This window comes from Amycolatopsis stemonae, assembly GCF_054781455.1.
Genome location: NZ_BAAGUJ010000008.1, coordinates 261,281 through 277,055 on the forward strand (window position 1 = coordinate 261,281; position 15,775 = coordinate 277,055).

At 67.1% G+C, this 15,775-nt stretch carries 11 protein-coding genes; 6 read left to right on the forward strand and 5 right to left on the reverse strand.

Annotated elements, in window-relative coordinates:
- Nucleotides 1-4 precede the first annotated feature (4 nt).
- Nucleotides 5-2,176, reverse strand: a complete 2,172-nt coding sequence (locus tag ACYVLJ_RS28770) for a sigma-70 family RNA polymerase sigma factor (RefSeq protein WP_460441006.1) — start codon at nucleotides 2,174-2,176, stop codon at nucleotides 5-7.
- Nucleotides 2,177-2,443: 267 nt separating this feature from the next.
- Between ACYVLJ_RS28770 and ACYVLJ_RS28775 the strand changes: the two genes are divergently transcribed.
- From ACYVLJ_RS28775 to purE, 5 genes are all read left to right on the forward strand, one after another.
- Nucleotides 2,444-3,283, forward strand: a complete 840-nt coding sequence (locus ACYVLJ_RS28775; RefSeq protein WP_460441007.1) for a GGDEF domain-containing protein — start codon at nucleotides 2,444-2,446, stop codon at nucleotides 3,281-3,283.
- A gap of 71 nt (nucleotides 3,284-3,354) precedes the next feature.
- On the forward strand, nucleotides 3,355-4,707 hold the full coding sequence (locus tag ACYVLJ_RS28780; protein ID WP_451977434.1) for a glycosyltransferase 87 family protein: 1,353 nt from the start codon (nucleotides 3,355-3,357) through the stop codon (nucleotides 4,705-4,707).
- Entirely contained in the window at nucleotides 4,682-5,878 is a 1,197-nt protein-coding gene (locus ACYVLJ_RS28785; RefSeq protein WP_460441008.1) for a glycosyltransferase family protein, read from the forward strand. The genes ACYVLJ_RS28780 and ACYVLJ_RS28785 overlap by 26 nt, the downstream gene beginning before the upstream one ends.
- A gap of 114 nt (nucleotides 5,879-5,992) precedes the next feature.
- Nucleotides 5,993-7,177, forward strand: a complete 1,185-nt coding sequence (locus ACYVLJ_RS28790) for a 5-(carboxyamino)imidazole ribonucleotide synthase (protein WP_451977428.1) — start codon at nucleotides 5,993-5,995, stop codon at nucleotides 7,175-7,177.
- A gap of 14 nt (nucleotides 7,178-7,191) precedes the next feature.
- Nucleotides 7,192-7,689, forward strand: coding sequence for a 5-(carboxyamino)imidazole ribonucleotide mutase (purE, locus tag ACYVLJ_RS28795; RefSeq protein WP_451977425.1), 498 nt, complete (start codon nucleotides 7,192-7,194; stop codon nucleotides 7,687-7,689).
- Between the two features lie 73 nt (nucleotides 7,690-7,762).
- On the opposite strand, the gene ACYVLJ_RS28800 is transcribed toward purE, so the two are convergent.
- Together ACYVLJ_RS28800 and ACYVLJ_RS28805 are read right to left on the reverse strand one after the other, a co-directional pair.
- On the reverse strand, nucleotides 7,763-10,315 hold the full coding sequence (locus tag ACYVLJ_RS28800; protein ID WP_460441009.1) for an NACHT domain-containing protein: 2,553 nt from the start codon (nucleotides 10,313-10,315) through the stop codon (nucleotides 7,763-7,765).
- A 280-nt stretch (nucleotides 10,316-10,595) separates the two neighbouring features.
- Nucleotides 10,596-12,272, reverse strand: coding sequence for a class I adenylate-forming enzyme family protein (locus ACYVLJ_RS28805; protein ID WP_460441010.1), 1,677 nt, complete (start codon nucleotides 12,270-12,272; stop codon nucleotides 10,596-10,598).
- A gap of 105 nt (nucleotides 12,273-12,377) precedes the next feature.
- Here ACYVLJ_RS28805 and ACYVLJ_RS28810 point away from each other — a divergent pair, with 105 nt between their 5' ends.
- Nucleotides 12,378-13,535, forward strand: a complete 1,158-nt coding sequence (locus ACYVLJ_RS28810; RefSeq protein WP_460441011.1) for an acyl-CoA dehydrogenase family protein — start codon at nucleotides 12,378-12,380, stop codon at nucleotides 13,533-13,535.
- A 97-nt stretch (nucleotides 13,536-13,632) separates the two neighbouring features.
- On the opposite strand, the gene ACYVLJ_RS28815 is transcribed toward ACYVLJ_RS28810, so the two are convergent.
- Both ACYVLJ_RS28815 and ACYVLJ_RS28820 read right to left on the reverse strand, forming a co-directional pair.
- Entirely contained in the window at nucleotides 13,633-14,886 is a 1,254-nt protein-coding gene (locus tag ACYVLJ_RS28815) for a tyrosine-type recombinase/integrase (protein ID WP_460441012.1), read from the reverse strand.
- A complete protein-coding gene (locus ACYVLJ_RS28820) occupies nucleotides 14,886-15,572 on the reverse strand; it encodes a helix-turn-helix transcriptional regulator (protein ID WP_460441013.1) in 687 nt (228 codons plus the stop codon). Before ACYVLJ_RS28820 ends, ACYVLJ_RS28815 begins: the two co-directional genes overlap by 1 nt.
- Nucleotides 15,573-15,775: the final 203 nt, after the last annotated feature.

Sequence of the window (15,775 nt, forward strand, 5' to 3'; positions counted from 1 at the left end):
GACGCTACCCGGTCAGCCAGCCGAATCCCCGCTCGGGGGTGGTGGTCGGCCGCTGGTCGCCCGGTCTGGTGCCGGGGTTCGGCGGCGCGCTCGTCGTGGTCTTCGACGTCGGTGGCGTGGTCGTCGGCCTGCTCTCCGACGTCGTCGTCGGCGGGGTGGACGACGGCTTGGCCGGCTTGCTCGGCGTGGGCTTCGAAGGCGTGGTCGAGGGCGAAGTCGTCGGCAGCGGGTCCTTGCCGCACCACTTGTGCCAGCAGCCGAAGTCCACGGTCACCGGCGCCGCCGACGCCTTGCCGAGCTTCGCCGTGATCGTGACGCGGCCGTCGTCGGGGCGGCCCTTCAGCCGCACCCACAGGTTGACGTGCTGGCCGGGGGCCAGCGCGGTCGTCGTCGTGCAGGTCGCGCCCTCGCCGGTGTTCGTGCAGGGGAAGCCGCGCAGGCTCCACCACTGCCCCAGCGGGTGGTCGAAGGCGACGGTGACCGGCTTGGTCGTCTCGCCGGTGTTGCTGACCCGCACGTAGACCAGCGGGTTGCGGGTCCAGGGGAACGCGGAAAGCCCGTCGCCCTGGGCTTCCAGGACCACCGCTTCCGGCGGCTGCTTCACGGTGACCTTGACGCTCACCGCGACGTTGATCTTCACCCCGGCCGTGACGGACCCGGTGACCGTGCCGCCCTGGGCGTCTTCGTCGGCCTGGAGCCGGAAGTTCAGCGTCGCGCTCTGGCCGGGCTGCAGGCCGGTGCCGGTCTTGCAGGTGACCGTGCCGTCGCCGCCCGGGCAGTTGACGGTGATCGGGGCGGGGCCGTTCTGCGCGAACGCCATCGGCGCGCCGCCGCCGCCGGTGTTGACCGCGTGCACGCCCGGGGGCAGCTTCAGCGCGACGGCCACCGGGTCGGACGGGCTGCCGCCGTCGTTGCGGACGGTGATCGGCAGGTTCGTCGCGGCGCCGGGGCTCAGCTCGACGCCGCCGGGCGGGGTCGTCGCGGACATCGACGGGGGCGCCGGGGCCGGCGGGGCGGGCTGCGGGGCCGGCGGCGCGGGCGGCGGGACGGCCGGCGGCGGTGGGGCGACCGGCGGAGCCGCGGGCGGGGGCGGGGGCTGCGGCGGCGCGGGTGGCTGCGGCTTCGGCGCGGGCGGCTGGACCGGCTGGACGGCCGGGGGCGGCACCTGGGCCGCGACCGGGATGTCCTGCGACCCGCCGCCGGCGGTGAGCGCGATGACGACGGCCGCGTCGACGGCGGTGCCGGACGCGTCGACCCCGGCGAACTGGCGGGGGCCCGCGGCGGCGGCACCCGCCGCCGCGCCGGCCTTGCCCGAGGCCGCGGTGACGACGGCGGCCGCGACGGCGGTCGCCGCCGTGGCCGCGCTCGCCTTGGCGGCGCCGATGGTGGCGAGGTACCCGAGGGCCGCGCCGCCCAGGACGATCGGGGCGATGATCGCGCGCAGGCCGCCGTTGACGTCCGCGAGCTCCGCGGCCAGGGCCCGGCAGTTCTCGCACTCGTCGAGGTGGGCCTCGACCTGGGCGCGTTCCCGCTTGGACAGCCCGTCGCGGGTCCACGCGCCGAGCCGTTCGGCGCAGGCGCGGCAGCGTTCCTCGGCGTTCTCCTGCAGGTGGACCTGCAGGTACGCCTGCCGCAGCCCTTCCCGGGCGCGGTACGCGAGCGCGGAGACGCCGTTCGCGGTCAGCCCCAGCAGCGGCGCGACCTCGGCCGGGCTCTGCTGCTCGATCTCGGTGTGCCAGAGCACGGCCTGCCAGCGTTCGGGCAGCCGGGCGAACGCCTTGGCCGCCATCGTCCGCTCGAGCCCGGCGACGGCCGTGTCGGAGAACGGGACGGTGAGGGCCTCGGCCGAGACGTCGGTCATGTCCTCGTTGAGGTCGACCCGGCGTTCCTTGCGGGTCCGGTCGTACGCGGTGTGACGCAGCGCGGTCAGCAGGTACGCCCGGAAGGCGGTGTCCGGCCCCTTGCCACCACGCAGCGTGTCGAGCACCTTCGCGAACGCCTCGGAGACCAGGTCGTCGGCTTCCGAGCTCGACCGGGCCAGCTGACGGGCGAGGTTGTGTGCCGCGCCGGTGTGCCGTTCGTAGAGCGGCCCGTACGACTCGATCTTCCCCGCGCGGACCTCGGCGATCAGCTCGGCGTCACTCTTTCCGCTGAGATCGGCGGGAACGGTGGACACGGCACTCCTCGGTCGGCTAGGGCCAGGACCTGCCATTACAGGCAAGTCCGCGACGCGACACAAGTGTGACTGACCCACCCTTGGCCGTCACGTCGTGGTGGGGGTGTTGACTCCGACGGCGGAGCGAATCACCCACTGCCGGGTCACGGCGAGAAAGCTTCCTAACAAAAACTCGCCAGTACGCGTCACGGGTCCCGGTGGGGCACGTCCTCACCGTGAAGCACCGAGCAAGATCGACACGGACCGGACGAAAGGGGCGGGTGGCCAGTGGACGTTCCGGCTGTGCGCCCCGGCGCTGCTGACGCCCCGACCGCCGACCGAGACCGGTCCCTGCGGGCGTTGCGGGCCCGCTGGCGCACCGCCAGCCTGGCCGCAGGCTGGCGCTTCCCCAGCGACTGGGCCCTGCCCGAGGTCGACGCGGTCTGCGCGGCCGTGATGGCCAAGGGCCGTGTCGAGGCCGCCGAGACCGCGCTGGCCGGGCTGGCCAGGGCGCGGGCGGCGGCCGGCGCGGGGCTCGCCGAAACCCTCGCCGACATGGCCGCGCTGCACGCGGTGGTCGACCACGAAGGCGACGGGTTCGTCTCGCCGGACGTCGACGCGGCACCCGCGCGGCTGCTCCGGACCACCGCCCTGGCCTGGGCGGACGTCGCCACCGACCAGCTCGTGCACACCGAGGTCACCGACCCGCTGACGGGCCTGCCCTCGGCCGCCTACCTGCGCACCCGGCTCGTCGAGGTCTACCGCGCCGCCGCCGCGCGCGAGCGGCCGGCCGCCGAAGACTTCGTGCTGCTGGTCGTCTCCCTGGACCTCCGGACGATCACCGGGTTCCCGCGGCTGACCGGGATGATCCTGGTCGCGGACGCGCTGCGGGCCGTGTTCGACAGCGGGCAGAGCGTCGCTTCGCTCGGGCCGTCCGTCGTGGCCGCTCTGGTGCCGAAGGACGAGCGCGTCGCTTCGCAAGGTGTCGCGCTGCGGCGAGCGTTGCACGAGCGGCTTTCCGTCGACGCGCAGCTCGCCGACGCCGGCCGGCCGCGGGTGTCGGCCGTGCGGCTGCCCGCCACCCACGAAATGGCGTGCGACCTCCTGGTCCGTCTCGCCCGGGCGTAGAACGGGCGAAAAGTCCGGTTCCGCCCGGACCCTCGCGCCCCGGAGGAGACCGGTCATGATTTCCTGGTGCGGTGACCAGGACCGTATCCAGCGACGTCGACGGCGAAGTCGTGGCCCGACCCCAGCACCGACTGGCCCTGCGGAGGTCACTCGCCCGCCTGTCCGTGCGCCCGCGGTCGATCCTGATCCTCGCGGTGATCCCCCTGGTCGCGATCGGGTACGGCATCTACGGCTGGCAGCACGACTGGGTGCTCGGCGTCGACAGCGCGGTCTACCGCGCCGGCGCGCTGACGCTGCTGCACGGCGACTCCCTCTACGACGCGAACACGCTGGCCGACGAGCCGTGGTGGGCGCTGCTGCCGTTCACCTACCCGCCGACGGCGGCGCTGATCTTCGTGCCGCTCGCGGCGTTCCCCACGCAGATTTCGTGGGGCCTGATCACGGCGATCTCGCTGATGGCGATGGCCCTGTCGATCCGGATCGCGATCGGCGCCCTGCCCCGCCCGGCCGAGGACGGGCCGCGCTGGTGGGCCTCGCCCGCGCGCTCGACGATCGTGTTCTTCCTGGTCTTCCTCGGCCTCGAGCCGGTCTGGCGGACGATCTTCCTCGGCCAGATCAACCTCGTCCTGATGGCGATGATCCTGCTGGACATGCTGGTCATCGGCGCGCGTGGCAGCCGCTGGGGCGGCGTGCTCGTCGGCGTCGCGGCGGCGATCAAGCTGACGCCGCTGGTGTTCCTCGGGCACCTGTTCGTCACCGGCCGCCGGATGGACGCCCTCCGCGGGCTCGCGACGTTCGTCGTGCTGCAGGGCCTGATGTTCCTGGTCAACGCGCACGACGCGGCCAAGTACTGGACGGTCACGCTGCCCGACACCGGCCGGATCGGGCCGGTGCACTGGGCGGGCAACCAGTCGCTGAACGCGCTGATGAACCGGGCCACCGACCTCGCGCCGTGGGCGTCGAAGGCGGCGATGGGCATCGGCTTCCTGCTCGCGATCCCGGCGCTGTGGCTGCTCATGCGGTTCCACCGCAAGGGCCAGGCGCTGGCCGCGCTGCTGGTCACCGCGTTCTGGACGCTGCTGATCTCACCGATCTCGTGGACGCACCACTGGGTGTGGGTGATCCCGCTGATCGTGCTGCTGGTCTCGCGGCTGCCCAAGACCACACCGAAGACGGCCTGGAAGCGCTGGCTGGGGACGTTCCTCGCGGCGTTCGTGTTCGTCAGCTGCGTGCTGCTGATCCTGCCGAACGGCCGGAACGTCGAGCTGCACTGGACGGTCTGGCAGAACATCCTGGGCGACGCCTACATCCTGATGCCGGTCGTGCTCGCCGCGGCGCTGGTCCTGCGCTGGGGCCTGCAGCGGCGGGCGCGGAAGCGGGCCGCGACTTCGGACGAGCATGTCGACGTCGCGTCCGGCGTCTGAGGCGCGCACCGGCCGCCTGCTCGCCGGGGTCATCGCGCTGCTGGTGCTCGGCTTCGGCGTCGTCGTCTGGCTGGCGGGCTGGCACTTGGGCGCGGACAGCGCTGTCTACCGCGCGGGCGCGTTGACGCTGTTGCACGGCGACCCGCTCTACACGCGGGACGTGCTGACGGCGCTGCCGGACTGGGTGCGGCTGCCGTTCACCTACACCCCCGCTGCCGCGCCGCTGTTCCTGCCGCTCGCCCTGGTGCCCTCCGGCCTGGTGTGGGGCGTGATCGCGGTTTTGTCGGTGGTCGGCCTTATCGTCGTGATCACGGTGGTTTCGTCGTCGCCGGGGCGCTCGCTTTCGTGGTGGGCGCTGCCGGCGGGAACGGCCGCCGCTCTGGCGCTGGAGCCGGTGTGGAAGACGCTGTTCCTGGGCCAGATCAACGTGATACTGATGGCGTTCGTGGTGCTGGACGTCCTGGTGCTCTCGGCCAGGGGGTCGCGGTTCGCGGGTGTGCTGATCGGCGTGGCGGCGGCGATCAAGCTGACCCCGCTGATCTTCGTGCCGCACCTGTTCTTCACGGGCCGGTGGAAGGACGGGCTGCGGGCCCTGGGCACGTTCGTGGCGCTCGAAGCGGCGATGTTCGCGGTCATCCCGGTGGACGCGGCGCGGTTCTGGCGGGATTCGGCGACCGACCCGAGCCGGGTCGGGTCGGTGCACTGGATCTTCAACCAGTCGCTCAACGGGCTCGTCAACCGGGCTTCGGAGCTGGCCCCCTGGTCGCTGGCGGTGGCGGTCGGGGTGGCGGCGGTGCTCGCCGTGCCCGCGGTGTGGCTGGTCGTGCGGCTGCACCGGCGCGGTGAAGACGCGGGTGCGTTGCTCGTCACGGCGTTCTACGGGCTGCTGCTCTCGCCGGTGTCGTGGTCGCACCACTGGGTCTGGTGCGTGCCCTTGATCACGCTGCTGGTGGTGAAGGCGCGGTGGTGGGCCGCGGCGGCGGTGGCCGTGCTGTTCGCCTCCCAGATCGTGATGCTGGTGCCCAACGGCGGCGACACGGAATTCGGCTGGGGCCTGGGCTGGTCGGTCCTCGGCAACGTCTACGTCCTCGCGGCGGCGGCCGGGATCGTGGGCCTCGCGGCACGCGAGCTACGCCTGGTCCGGCGGTCACCCCAGGTCGTGACCGTTTGACAAGCCGGCCGAAAGCAGGCGGATGCGGTTCCGGCGCCGGCGTGCTCACCGCACCTGTCCGCCGTGACTGCCCGTCGGATTGTCAAAAATCCGCGCAGTAGGCTGACTGGCGCTATGGACAAACACACCGGTCTGCCCGTCGTGGGCATGGTGGGCGGCGGACAGCTGGCCCGGATGACCCACCAGGCGGCGATCTCCCTCGGCCAGTCCCTGCGCGTGCTCGCCGCGGGCGAGAACGAAGCGGCGGGGCTCGTCGCGGGCGACGTCACCCTGGGGCACCACACCGACCTCGAGGCGCTGCGGAAGTTCGCGGCGTCGGTCGACGTGCTCACGTTCGACCACGAGCACGTGCCGGGTGAGCACCTGCTGACGCTGGCGATGGAGGGCTTCGTCATCCGGCCGGCGCCGAGCGCGCTGGGCTTCGCGCAGAACAAGCTGGTGATGCGCGAAATGATGGCCGGGCTCGGCGTGCCGGGTCCCGCCTTCGCCGAGGTGTCCGCTGTGGACGACGTGCTCGCGTTCGGCGAGGCGCACGGCTGGCCGGTGGTGCTCAAGGCGTCGTCCGGGGGCTACGACGGCCGCGGCGTCTGGATGCTGGACACCGCGCAGCACGCCCGCGAGACGGTGCCGGAGCTGCTGGAAGCGGGCACGGCGCTGCTGGTCGAGGCGAAGGTGACGATGCGGCGGGAGCTGTCCGCGCTCGTCGCCCGCTCGCCCTTCGGCCAGGGCGCGGCGTACCCCGTGGTCGAGACCGTGCAGACCGGCGGCATCAACACCGAGGTGCTGGCCCCGGCGCCCGGCCTCGCGCCGGAGCGCGTGCACGAGGCGCAGGACCTGGCGCTGCGGATCGCGTCGACGCTGGACGTCACGGGCCTGCTGGCGGTGGAGCTGTTCGAGACGGACACCGGGCTGCTGGTCAACGAGCTGGCGATGCGCCCGCACAACTCCGGGCACTGGACCATGGACGGCGCGCGCACGTCGCAGTTCGAGCAGCACCTGCGTGCGGTGCTCGACTACCCGCTGGGCCGGACGGACCTGGTCGCGCCGGCGTGCGTGTCGGCGAACGTGCTGGGCGCGTCGGAGCTGCCCGAGATGGGGCCGGACGAGCGGCTGCACCACCTCTTCGCGCGGTACCCCGAGGCGCGGGTGCACCTCTACGGCAAGCAGGAGCGGCCGGGGCGCAAGCTCGGGCACGTCAACTTCACGGGCGACCGCATGGCCGAGCTGCGCGACCGCGCGCTGCTGGCCGCGCACTGGCTGTCCCACGCCGTCTGGCTCGACGGCTACGAGATCCACTGACGGGAGTAACCGGTATGGCGCCGCAGGTGGGCGTGATCATGGGCAGCGACTCGGACTGGCCGACGCTGGAGGCGGCGGGCGCGGCGCTGGACGAGTTCGGCGTCGAGTACGAGGTCGGCGTCTACTCGGCGCACCGCACCCCGCAGCGCATGCTGGACTACGCGACGTCGGCGGTGGCGCGGGGCATCCGCGTGATCATCGCGGGCGCGGGCGGCGCGGCCCACCTCCCGGGCATGGTGGCCTCGGCGACGGTGCTGCCGGTGATCGGCGTCCCGGTCCCGCTGAAGTACCTGGACGGCCTGGACTCGCTGCTGTCGATCGTCCAGATGCCGGCGGGTGTCCCGGTGGCCACGGTCTCGGTGGGCGGCGCGCGCAACGCGGGCCTGCTGGCGGTCCGCATCCTGGCGGCGTCCGACGAAGGCCTGCGCACGAAGATGTCCCGCTTCCAGGCGGACCTCGAGAAGCTGGTCCTGGACAAGGACGCGGCCCTGCGCGCGAAGGCCGGCAAGTAGCCCGCTGCCCGCGGCAGCAGGCTCTCGGACCAATCGCCTGGGGTTGGGAATGGGTAACGATTAATGTTATTCATTAATGAAAGTTTTCGACAAAGAACGGCAGAAGCGTTTGATCGATGTGAGCGTTCTCGCTCAGACGGGCCACGATCGGGCGGCCATTCGGAGTTGTGCTGACGACGCGTCCTCCGCGTCCGTTATTGAGCTGAACGTACCCAATGGAAATCAAAAACTGAACGAAACTCTTTGCGAGCTTAATGTTCCGTTCCGACGCGCCACGTTGTTCAAGTCCGTACCTTTGGTGCGGCGCGCCATCGAGTAGAACCTTGCATATCTTCTCGCAAATCTCAAAGTTCTTGTCAAAGCAGTACATGTAATATGGGTCGACCGGATCTGTTTTGGCGCCTCGCCGCCTGAGGTAGCCTCGAATTCTACTTGAGTCTAGAACGAGTACGTCTTTGCCCATCTTTGCGATCGCGGTCGAGTCCTTATCGAGGTTGGTGAAAATGGCTCCATTGCAACGCAGTCCAGTTATTTCGGTATCTAACATTAGTAAGTTCGAAAAATTTGCCTCACTGATGTTGGCATTTTGTAGTGAACATGCGTCGAGGGCGCAATCTGAAAAATCAGCTCCTGATAGATCGGCATTCGTGAATATAGAGTCAGTTAGTATCGAGCCGCGCATGTTCAATCCGCGTAAATCTGATGCTTCATCACCAAGGCTAAAGTCTATGCCCGTCAGTGTGCAGTTTGACAGATCGGGCCTACTTCCAACGAGGCTGTGAAGAGTCTCCCTTACCTTCTGGGTCCTTCTTTCGTTATGTCGCTTCGCGTTCCACAGTAAAGCGAGCATTTGGTCAAGCCCGGCGCGCGTCTTTCGCGATGGCCAAAGAGCTGAAAGTTGCGTGTAAGCTTCTTCTAGTTTTGTCCTTGGCATCGAGTTCGTGAAAGCGAGGACGGTATCTGTAATCGAAACAGACTTGGCTTCGGGGCGGCCTTCGATAAGTCTGTCGACGAGGTACCCGGCTAGCAAGAATTCGCGGAGGGAGTTGTGAGAAAATTGCCATTGTGCAATACCTTGATCTGAACACCGCGTTAGCGTTGTTGATGATCTCAAGTCGTCGAAGAAAGCATCCTCAGCATCAAGACCTCCCTCTGCTTTCTGTCGAACTATTTTCGACTCGAAAACCGACCGTACCACTTCGCGAAAACTAGATTCGTTGACCATTTTTCGTTGAGAATGAGAAGTATAAAGGGAGAGCTGCTGAAGGAACTGATACCGTTCAGTCGGTAGTAAGGTCGACGTTCGTGCCCAGTCGCGAAGCATAAGCTTGTTAATGATTAGATTGTATATGTCCCACTCGGACATTCGTTGATCTAGGTCGCTCTGCTCGTCTCGCTTCAGTTCCTCGACAACCTCTAATAGATATGTGATGATTACAGGTTTTCCAGAAAGTGATACGGCGCCATCTTCGTTGTTTCGGAAAACTTTCGATAATAATCCAGTGACGACTTCTGCGCCTTCGGTATCGTCTTGCAGGCGGCGACGGACGAGATCGATTGTCTGCTGGTAAGTGAGATCTCGCAAGCTCCGTTCGACGCGGTTGAGGACAAATCGTTCGAGTAGCGAATCGACTTCGCGCTCTTGTTCGACGACGGCGCGATCGAGAATATTAACCTGCTGGTGAGATGCAATCTTCTGGTACAGTACCTCAAAAACTCGGAGTTCTTCAGCTTCGGTAAAGTAGTTGGGACGGCTTGTAAGTATGCCTTTAGCTCCATTTCGGGCTAGATCTGCTAGAGCTTCCAGGCAAGCCCGACGCTCACGAACGTTCAGGTACTGGGCCATTTCGTCGTAGCCATCGAGTAATAATACCACGCGACCGTTGGAGATCATACTTTCGACGAATGATACTGGAAGATGTGATAGCTCGTTCTTGTCCAAAAAGTGGTGGAGTAGACCGCGGGAGTCAAATTGCTTTGCAAAGTCTCGCAGCTCAATTCGAAAAGGAATTCGTGGACTTCGTCCTAATTTGTATAGCTCTGCCCATCTTTTTTGAAGCACCTCGGTGAGTGCGGTCTTGCCGGTTCCGTACTCTCCTACAATTATGAGCCAGGAGCGGTCCTGGGCGTCGTCCTTGAGCCAGTCGGCAAGGTATTCGGTGGCCCACTCGTTCCCGTGCTTATCTTGAAAGTTGGGCTCCTCGTATACTGCATCTAGTGCCTTCAGCTCTTTGGCTTGGGGCGAGTTCCCTAGAATGTACGAGAGGTACGGTTGCACGCGCTCAAAGCTCGCGAAAAGCTCGTTGTAGGTGAACGTAAATATTCCCTCAACCTTGGCTCGTTCCTTAACGCTCGGCGTAAACCCGGCGGAAGATACGATGATTCTCTGAGCGCCAGGTTCGTTTCGAAACATGGTCAGTTTCGTGAGATCCTTGCCGTATTTTGTATTGTCGACGTACTGAATAGTTGCTTCAATATATACTTTTTGCTCGGTAAACCCGGAAAGCTGAGTTGCCACGAGATCAACTTCTGCGCCATGGATCTCGATTGGGCCGGATACCTCGTATCCGTTGGTTTCGAAGAGCCAACGTACCGCTATGGGAAGACTTTTTTCCGTGAACTCCATGACGCCCCCTTGTTGGCCTCTGGCTTCGACTCTCGAAATTCACATGATCTTAATCTCGGTTCGGCGTGGATAGAAGCCGTCGATTTGAGTCGATTTTTTGTTACTGTGTGCTCATTGAATCGAGTGATCGATGCTAAATCTTTATGAAGTGGCCGGTTCGCAAATGGCAATGCTGTCGAGCAGTTTGGTATTCGCAAACGTGACTTGCAATGTGGAGGTGCTACCCGTGAGGCCATGAGCTTCTGCGGAGAGCAGAGGTCGCCAAGTAGAGACTTATTGATCAGCCGTCGAGCTTGCCGATCAGCTGCTCCCGCAGCTGGCGCTTGAGCACCTTCCCGGCGGCCGAAACGGGAATCTGCTCGACGACGTGCACCTCCCGCAACCGCTTGTACGGCAGCACTTTCTCGTTGACCGCGGCCATCAGCTCGTCGGCGTCCAGCGAGCCGCGCGGCACCACGAACGCCACTGGCAGTTCGCCGACCTCGACGTCCGGGCGGCCGACCACCGCGGCCGCCGCGACGCCCGGCATCGTGATCAGCAGTTCCTCCAGCTCGCGCGGGAAGACGTTGTAGCCCTTGTACAGCAGCATGTCCTTCTTGCGGTCCACGATGGACAGGTAGCCGTCCGCGTCGAGGATGCCGACGTCGCCCGTGTGGAGCCAGCCGTCGACCAGGGCCGCGGCCGTCTCCTCGGGACGGTTGCGGTAGCCCTGCATGATCTGCGGGCCGCGCAGGCAGACTTCGCCCTTCTCGCCGGGCGGGAGCGGGTCTTCGCCGCCCTCGGCCGGGACGATCTTGACCTCCGTGTCGAAGATCGGCACGCCCACCGAGCCGACCTTGCGCGTGCCCGAGGTGTACGTCGGGGAGATCACCGCACCCATCGTCGCCTCGGTGAGGCCGTAGCCCTCGGTGACCACCACGCCTGGGAAGCGCTCGCGCAGCGCGGTGATCATCGCGTGGTTCATCGGCGCCGCGCCCGAGCCGATCGAGCGCACCGAGGACAGGTCGGCCGTGTGGAACGACGGCGTCGCGAGCAGCGCCGCGAACAGCGCCGGGGCGCCGCCGATGCCCGTGATGCGGAGCCGCTCGGCGTCGGCGACGTACGCCGGCGGGTCGAAGCGCGAGTGCAGGACGATCGACGTGCCCGCGATCACCGCCGCGTTCAGGCCGCCGATGATGCCCATCGCGTGGAACCACGGCGTCAGGTTGATCGCGACGCCCGTGCCCAGCCGCGTCGGCCACTCGGCTTCGCTGCCGATCTGGTCGAGCGTGACGTCGCCGCGCTCGTCGAGCGCCGGCACCGAGCCGGAGCCCCAGCAGGCGTGCTGGAGGGTGTTGACCACGACGTTGCGGTGCGTGAGCCGGACGCCCTTCGACCGGCCGGTGGTGCCGCCGGTGTAGGCGAGGTGGGCGAGGTCCTCGTGGACGTCGATGTCCACCGCGGGGTGCGTCTCCGGCCGGCCCGCGTGGAACGCCTCGAACTCGAAGCCGCCTTCGGGCAGGTCGCCGGTGGGGCCGACGACGACGGTGAGCCGCGCCGGGATGCGGTCGGCGACGCTCGCCAGCGCGCCCGCGACCGGGCCGAACGTCACGACCGCGGCGGCCTCGCAGTCGGTGAGCTGGAACGCGAGGTCGTCCGGCGGGAGCAGCGGGTTCGCCGGGCTGAAGGTGGCCCCGGCCAGCAGCGTGCCGTAGTACGCGACCGGGAAGGCCAGGCAGTTCGGCAGGTGCAGCGCCACGACGTCGCCGCGGCCGACGCCGTGGGCCCGCAGCGCGTGCGCGAACCGGCTGGCCGCGCGGTAGGTCTCGGTGAAGGTGAGGCTGCGGCCGTCGTGGGCGAAGGCGGTCCGGTCGCCCCAGCGCGCGGCGCCCGCGGCGAGGATCGAGCCGACCGGGACTTCGGGGTAGTCGAGGGAAACGGGCAGACCGGGCGGCGTCGTCGGCGCGGTGAGCGGCATCACTCGACCGTACGATTTCTGCGGTCAAGGACACAAGGACGCCGCCTGTGAACGAGCGCTAACATCGACAGAACCCTCCCGACGTCGTAGAGAAGGTGACCGGAAGTGACCGACGGCCTGTACCAGCTTGCCGAGGAGCACGAGGAGCTGCGGGCCGCGGTCCGGGCCCTGGCCGAGAAGGAGATCGCGCCGTACGCGGCCGAGGTCGACGAGAACGAGCGCTACCCGATCGAGGCGTACAACGCGCTGGTCAAGTCGGGCTTCAACGCCGTCCACATCGGCGAGGAGTACGACGGGCAGGGCGCGGACGCCGTCGGCGCCTGCATCGTGATCGAAGAGGTCGCCCGGGTCGACGCGTCGGCGTCGCTGATCCCGGCGGTGAACAAGCTCGGCACGCAGCCGATCATCCTGTCGGCTTCCGAAGACCTGAAGAAGCTCGTGCTGCCCTCGATCGCGTCGGGCGAGGCCTCGGCGTCGTACGCGCTTTCGGAGCGCGAGGCCGGTTCGGACACCGCGTCGATGCGCGCGCGGGCCCGGCTCGACGGCGACCACTGGGTGCTCAACGGCACCAAGTGCTGGATCACCAACGCGGGCGAGTCGTCCTGGTACACGGTGATGGTCGTGACCGACCCGGACGCGGAGAAGAAGGCCAACGGCATCTCGGCGTTCGTCGTGCACAAGGACGACCCGGGCTTCTCGGTGGGCCCGAAGGAGAAGAAGCTCGGCATCAAGGGCTCCCCGACGCGCGAGATCTACTTCGAGAACTGCACGATCCCCGCCGGCCGCATCATCGGCGAGCCGGGCACGGGCCTGAAGACGGCGCTGCGCACGCTCGACCACACCCGCCCGACGATCGGCGCGCAGGCGCTGGGCATCGCGCAGGGCGCGCTCGACGCGGCGGTGGCGTACGTGAAGGACCGCAAGCAGTTCGGCAAGACGATCGCGGAGTTCCAGGGCGTCCAGTTCATGCTGGCCGACATGGGCACCAAGATCGAGGCGGCCCGCCACCTGGTGTACGCCTCGGCGGCGGCCTCCGAGCGCGGCGACAAGCGCGCGGGCTTCATGGCCTCGGCGGCGAAGGCGTACGCGTCCGACATCGCGATGGAGGTCACGACGGACGCGGTCCAGCTCTTCGGCGGCGCCGGCTACACCCGCGACTTCCCGGTGGAGCGCATGATGCGCGACGCGAAGAGCACGCAGATCTACGAAGGCACCAACCAGATCCAGAAGCTCGTGATGGCGCGGGCCCTGCTGAAGGGCTGAGTTCGCGCAGCTCAGAGCGGGTTTCGCTGGTAGTCACGTCGTCTCCATCGGTTGACTATCGTTGGTCGTTACGGGTGGCTGTTCCGTCCATATTCCGTCAGCTGACGGCGCGCGGGCGGAACAGCCGCTTGTCGATCGCCTGCCGGGCGCGGTCGTGCGAGTCCGGCAGCATGTGCGAGTAGATCTTGAGGGTGAACGCCGGGTCCTTGTGCCCCATGAAGATCGACAGCTCCTTGATCGACACGCCGTCGGCGAGCATCACCGACGCGTAGTAGTGCCGGAGCTGGTGCGTGCCCTCGTGCCGGGTAGTGACGTAGTGGCGCCGGCCGCGCTCGTCCTTCGTCGGCTCGGGAATCACCTTCGCGGTCACCAGCGCAGGCTTCCAGGCCGTCTCCGAGTACGCGCGTGCCTTCAGGTGCCCGCCGTCCCGCCACCGGAACAGGACGTTGTGGGTGCGCAGCTCACCGCCCGGCTTCTCCCACGGCAAGGTGAGCGGCTGCGGAGGGAACGCCGCGATGTGCGCCTGCAGGCCCGCGGCGATCGACGGGGGGAGCGGGACCTTCCGCGTCCGGTCGCTCTTCGGCAGGGCGAACACGTAGTGCTTGCCCAGCTTCTTGATCTGCCGACGGATGTGGATCACGCCCTCGTCCTCGTCGATGTCCTCGACGGCGAACGCGAACACCTCACCTTCGCGGTGGCCACACCCGGCCTGGACCGTCGGCATCATCCGCAGGTAGTCCGGGTGGGCGTCGATCAGCGCGAACACCGTGCTGTCGCCCCAAGCCACGACCGGCTCGGCGTGCCCGCCGTCCGCTGTGATCTTCTTGACGACCGGCGCGCGGGCGGGGTTCTTCTTGATCAGCTCGTCGCCGTCCGGCCCGGCGAGATCGAAGATCCCGATCAGGATCCGACGCGCCGCCGCCACCGTCGACGGGCCGTGCGTCTCGCCGAGCTTGGTCTGGAACTCCTGCACCTCAGAGGGCTTGACCGCCTTCACCCGGCGGCCGCCGAACACAGGCTTGACGTGCAGCCGGTACACCGACTCGTCCTTGATCGCCGTCGACGGGTCGACCGTCCGGCTGCCGAACCAGCGCTGCGCGATGCTGTCCACGAGCTCACGGCCGGCCTTCGGGTCGATGTACTCGCCGCGGTCGCGGGCGCTCTCCATGTCGCGCCAGTGCTTGTCTGCTGGCGTCTTGTTCGTGAACGCCTTCGAGCGTTCCTGCTCGTCCGGGTCGAGCCAGCACGCGAGCCAGCGCTTGCCCTTGCCCCACCGGGCGTTCGGCACGCGCTTGGTCTTCCCGTCGGGCTGCTTCTCCGGGCGTGTCCACAGGTCCTTTGTATATCCCATTACAACTCCGACTCGGCTTTATCGCGAATTTCCTTGTATTCGATCCATGCCTTTTCGGCAGCGATTGACGCATCCGCAAATCGAGTCTCGGCCTGCATTAGCGCTTCTTGAACTCGGCCTATTTCAGCGCTGTCCGTGGTCATCTCTCGTGTTGTCATCAGGGCGTGAGCTGCGGAATCCATTTCGCTTTGGGCTGCGTGCTCCCACTCCTTTGCGTCAATTAGGCGAGCCTCAGCATTTCGTAGTCGATCTTTTAGTTCCTGCTTGTACTCAAGGTCGCGTAGTAGTGCCGCAAGCTCAGCCTGGCGCATCTTCGTGTAGGAGGCCGCCTCGGTTATGCGAGCGAGTTCTTCTCGGACTTGTCGCATCTGCTCGCTGAGTTCCGGTGCGGGGCGAAGCATGTCATCTAGGGTCTTTCCTAGTGCATTCGATATCGCCAGTGCCTCGGCGAGTCGAATGGTTCGCGCGCCGGAGTCGTTCGTTGCGTTTTTCTCGATACGGGTGATCGCCGTTCCATCAATGTGAATTCCGTAGTTTCGCAATTTGTGCGCGAGGGCGGCCTGAGACATGCCCTGCTCTTCGCGCGCCTGCCGTGCGCGGGCGGCGAACGTGGCGTCAACCTCCTTCGCCACCCTGACTCGTCGCTCGAAGGCAGGGTTGCCAATGCGCTCTTCGTAGGCGCTCATCCTGGTGACTCTCCGTTGGTTCGCGTTGGTCCTGCGTATCTAGCAGCGTACTGCTTGACACGTAGGAGTCAACACCTCTACCGTTCGATCAACGCTGTCAATAGCGCACACGGCTGAGAGGATCGCAGCGGATGACCCACAGCAAGCCGCCGGACAACACGAACGGAGCAACGCCGTTCACGTCCGGAGCAGCCCCTGGCCGG

Bases quoted from the DNA above. Each gene is read 5' to 3' on its own strand.
- ACYVLJ_RS28790 (WP_451977428.1), top strand. From the start codon at position 5,993: ATGGACAAACACACCGGTCTGCCCGTCGTGGGCATGGTGGGCGGCGGA.
- ACYVLJ_RS28815 (WP_460441012.1), bottom strand. From the start codon at position 14,886: ATGGGATATACAAAGGACCTGTGGACACGCCCGGAGAAGCAGCCCGAC.
- ACYVLJ_RS28800 (WP_460441009.1), bottom strand. From the start codon at position 10,315: ATGGAGTTCACGGAAAAAAGTCTTCCCATAGCGGTACGTTGGCTCTTC.
- ACYVLJ_RS28805 (WP_460441010.1), bottom strand. From the start codon at position 12,272: ATGCCGCTCACCGCGCCGACGACGCCGCCCGGTCTGCCCGTTTCCCTC.
- ACYVLJ_RS28820 (WP_460441013.1), bottom strand. From the start codon at position 15,572: ATGAGCGCCTACGAAGAGCGCATTGGCAACCCTGCCTTCGAGCGACGA.
- ACYVLJ_RS28785 (WP_460441008.1), top strand. From the start codon at position 4,682: ATGTCGACGTCGCGTCCGGCGTCTGAGGCGCGCACCGGCCGCCTGCTC.
- purE (WP_451977425.1), top strand. From the start codon at position 7,192: ATGGCGCCGCAGGTGGGCGTGATCATGGGCAGCGACTCGGACTGGCCG.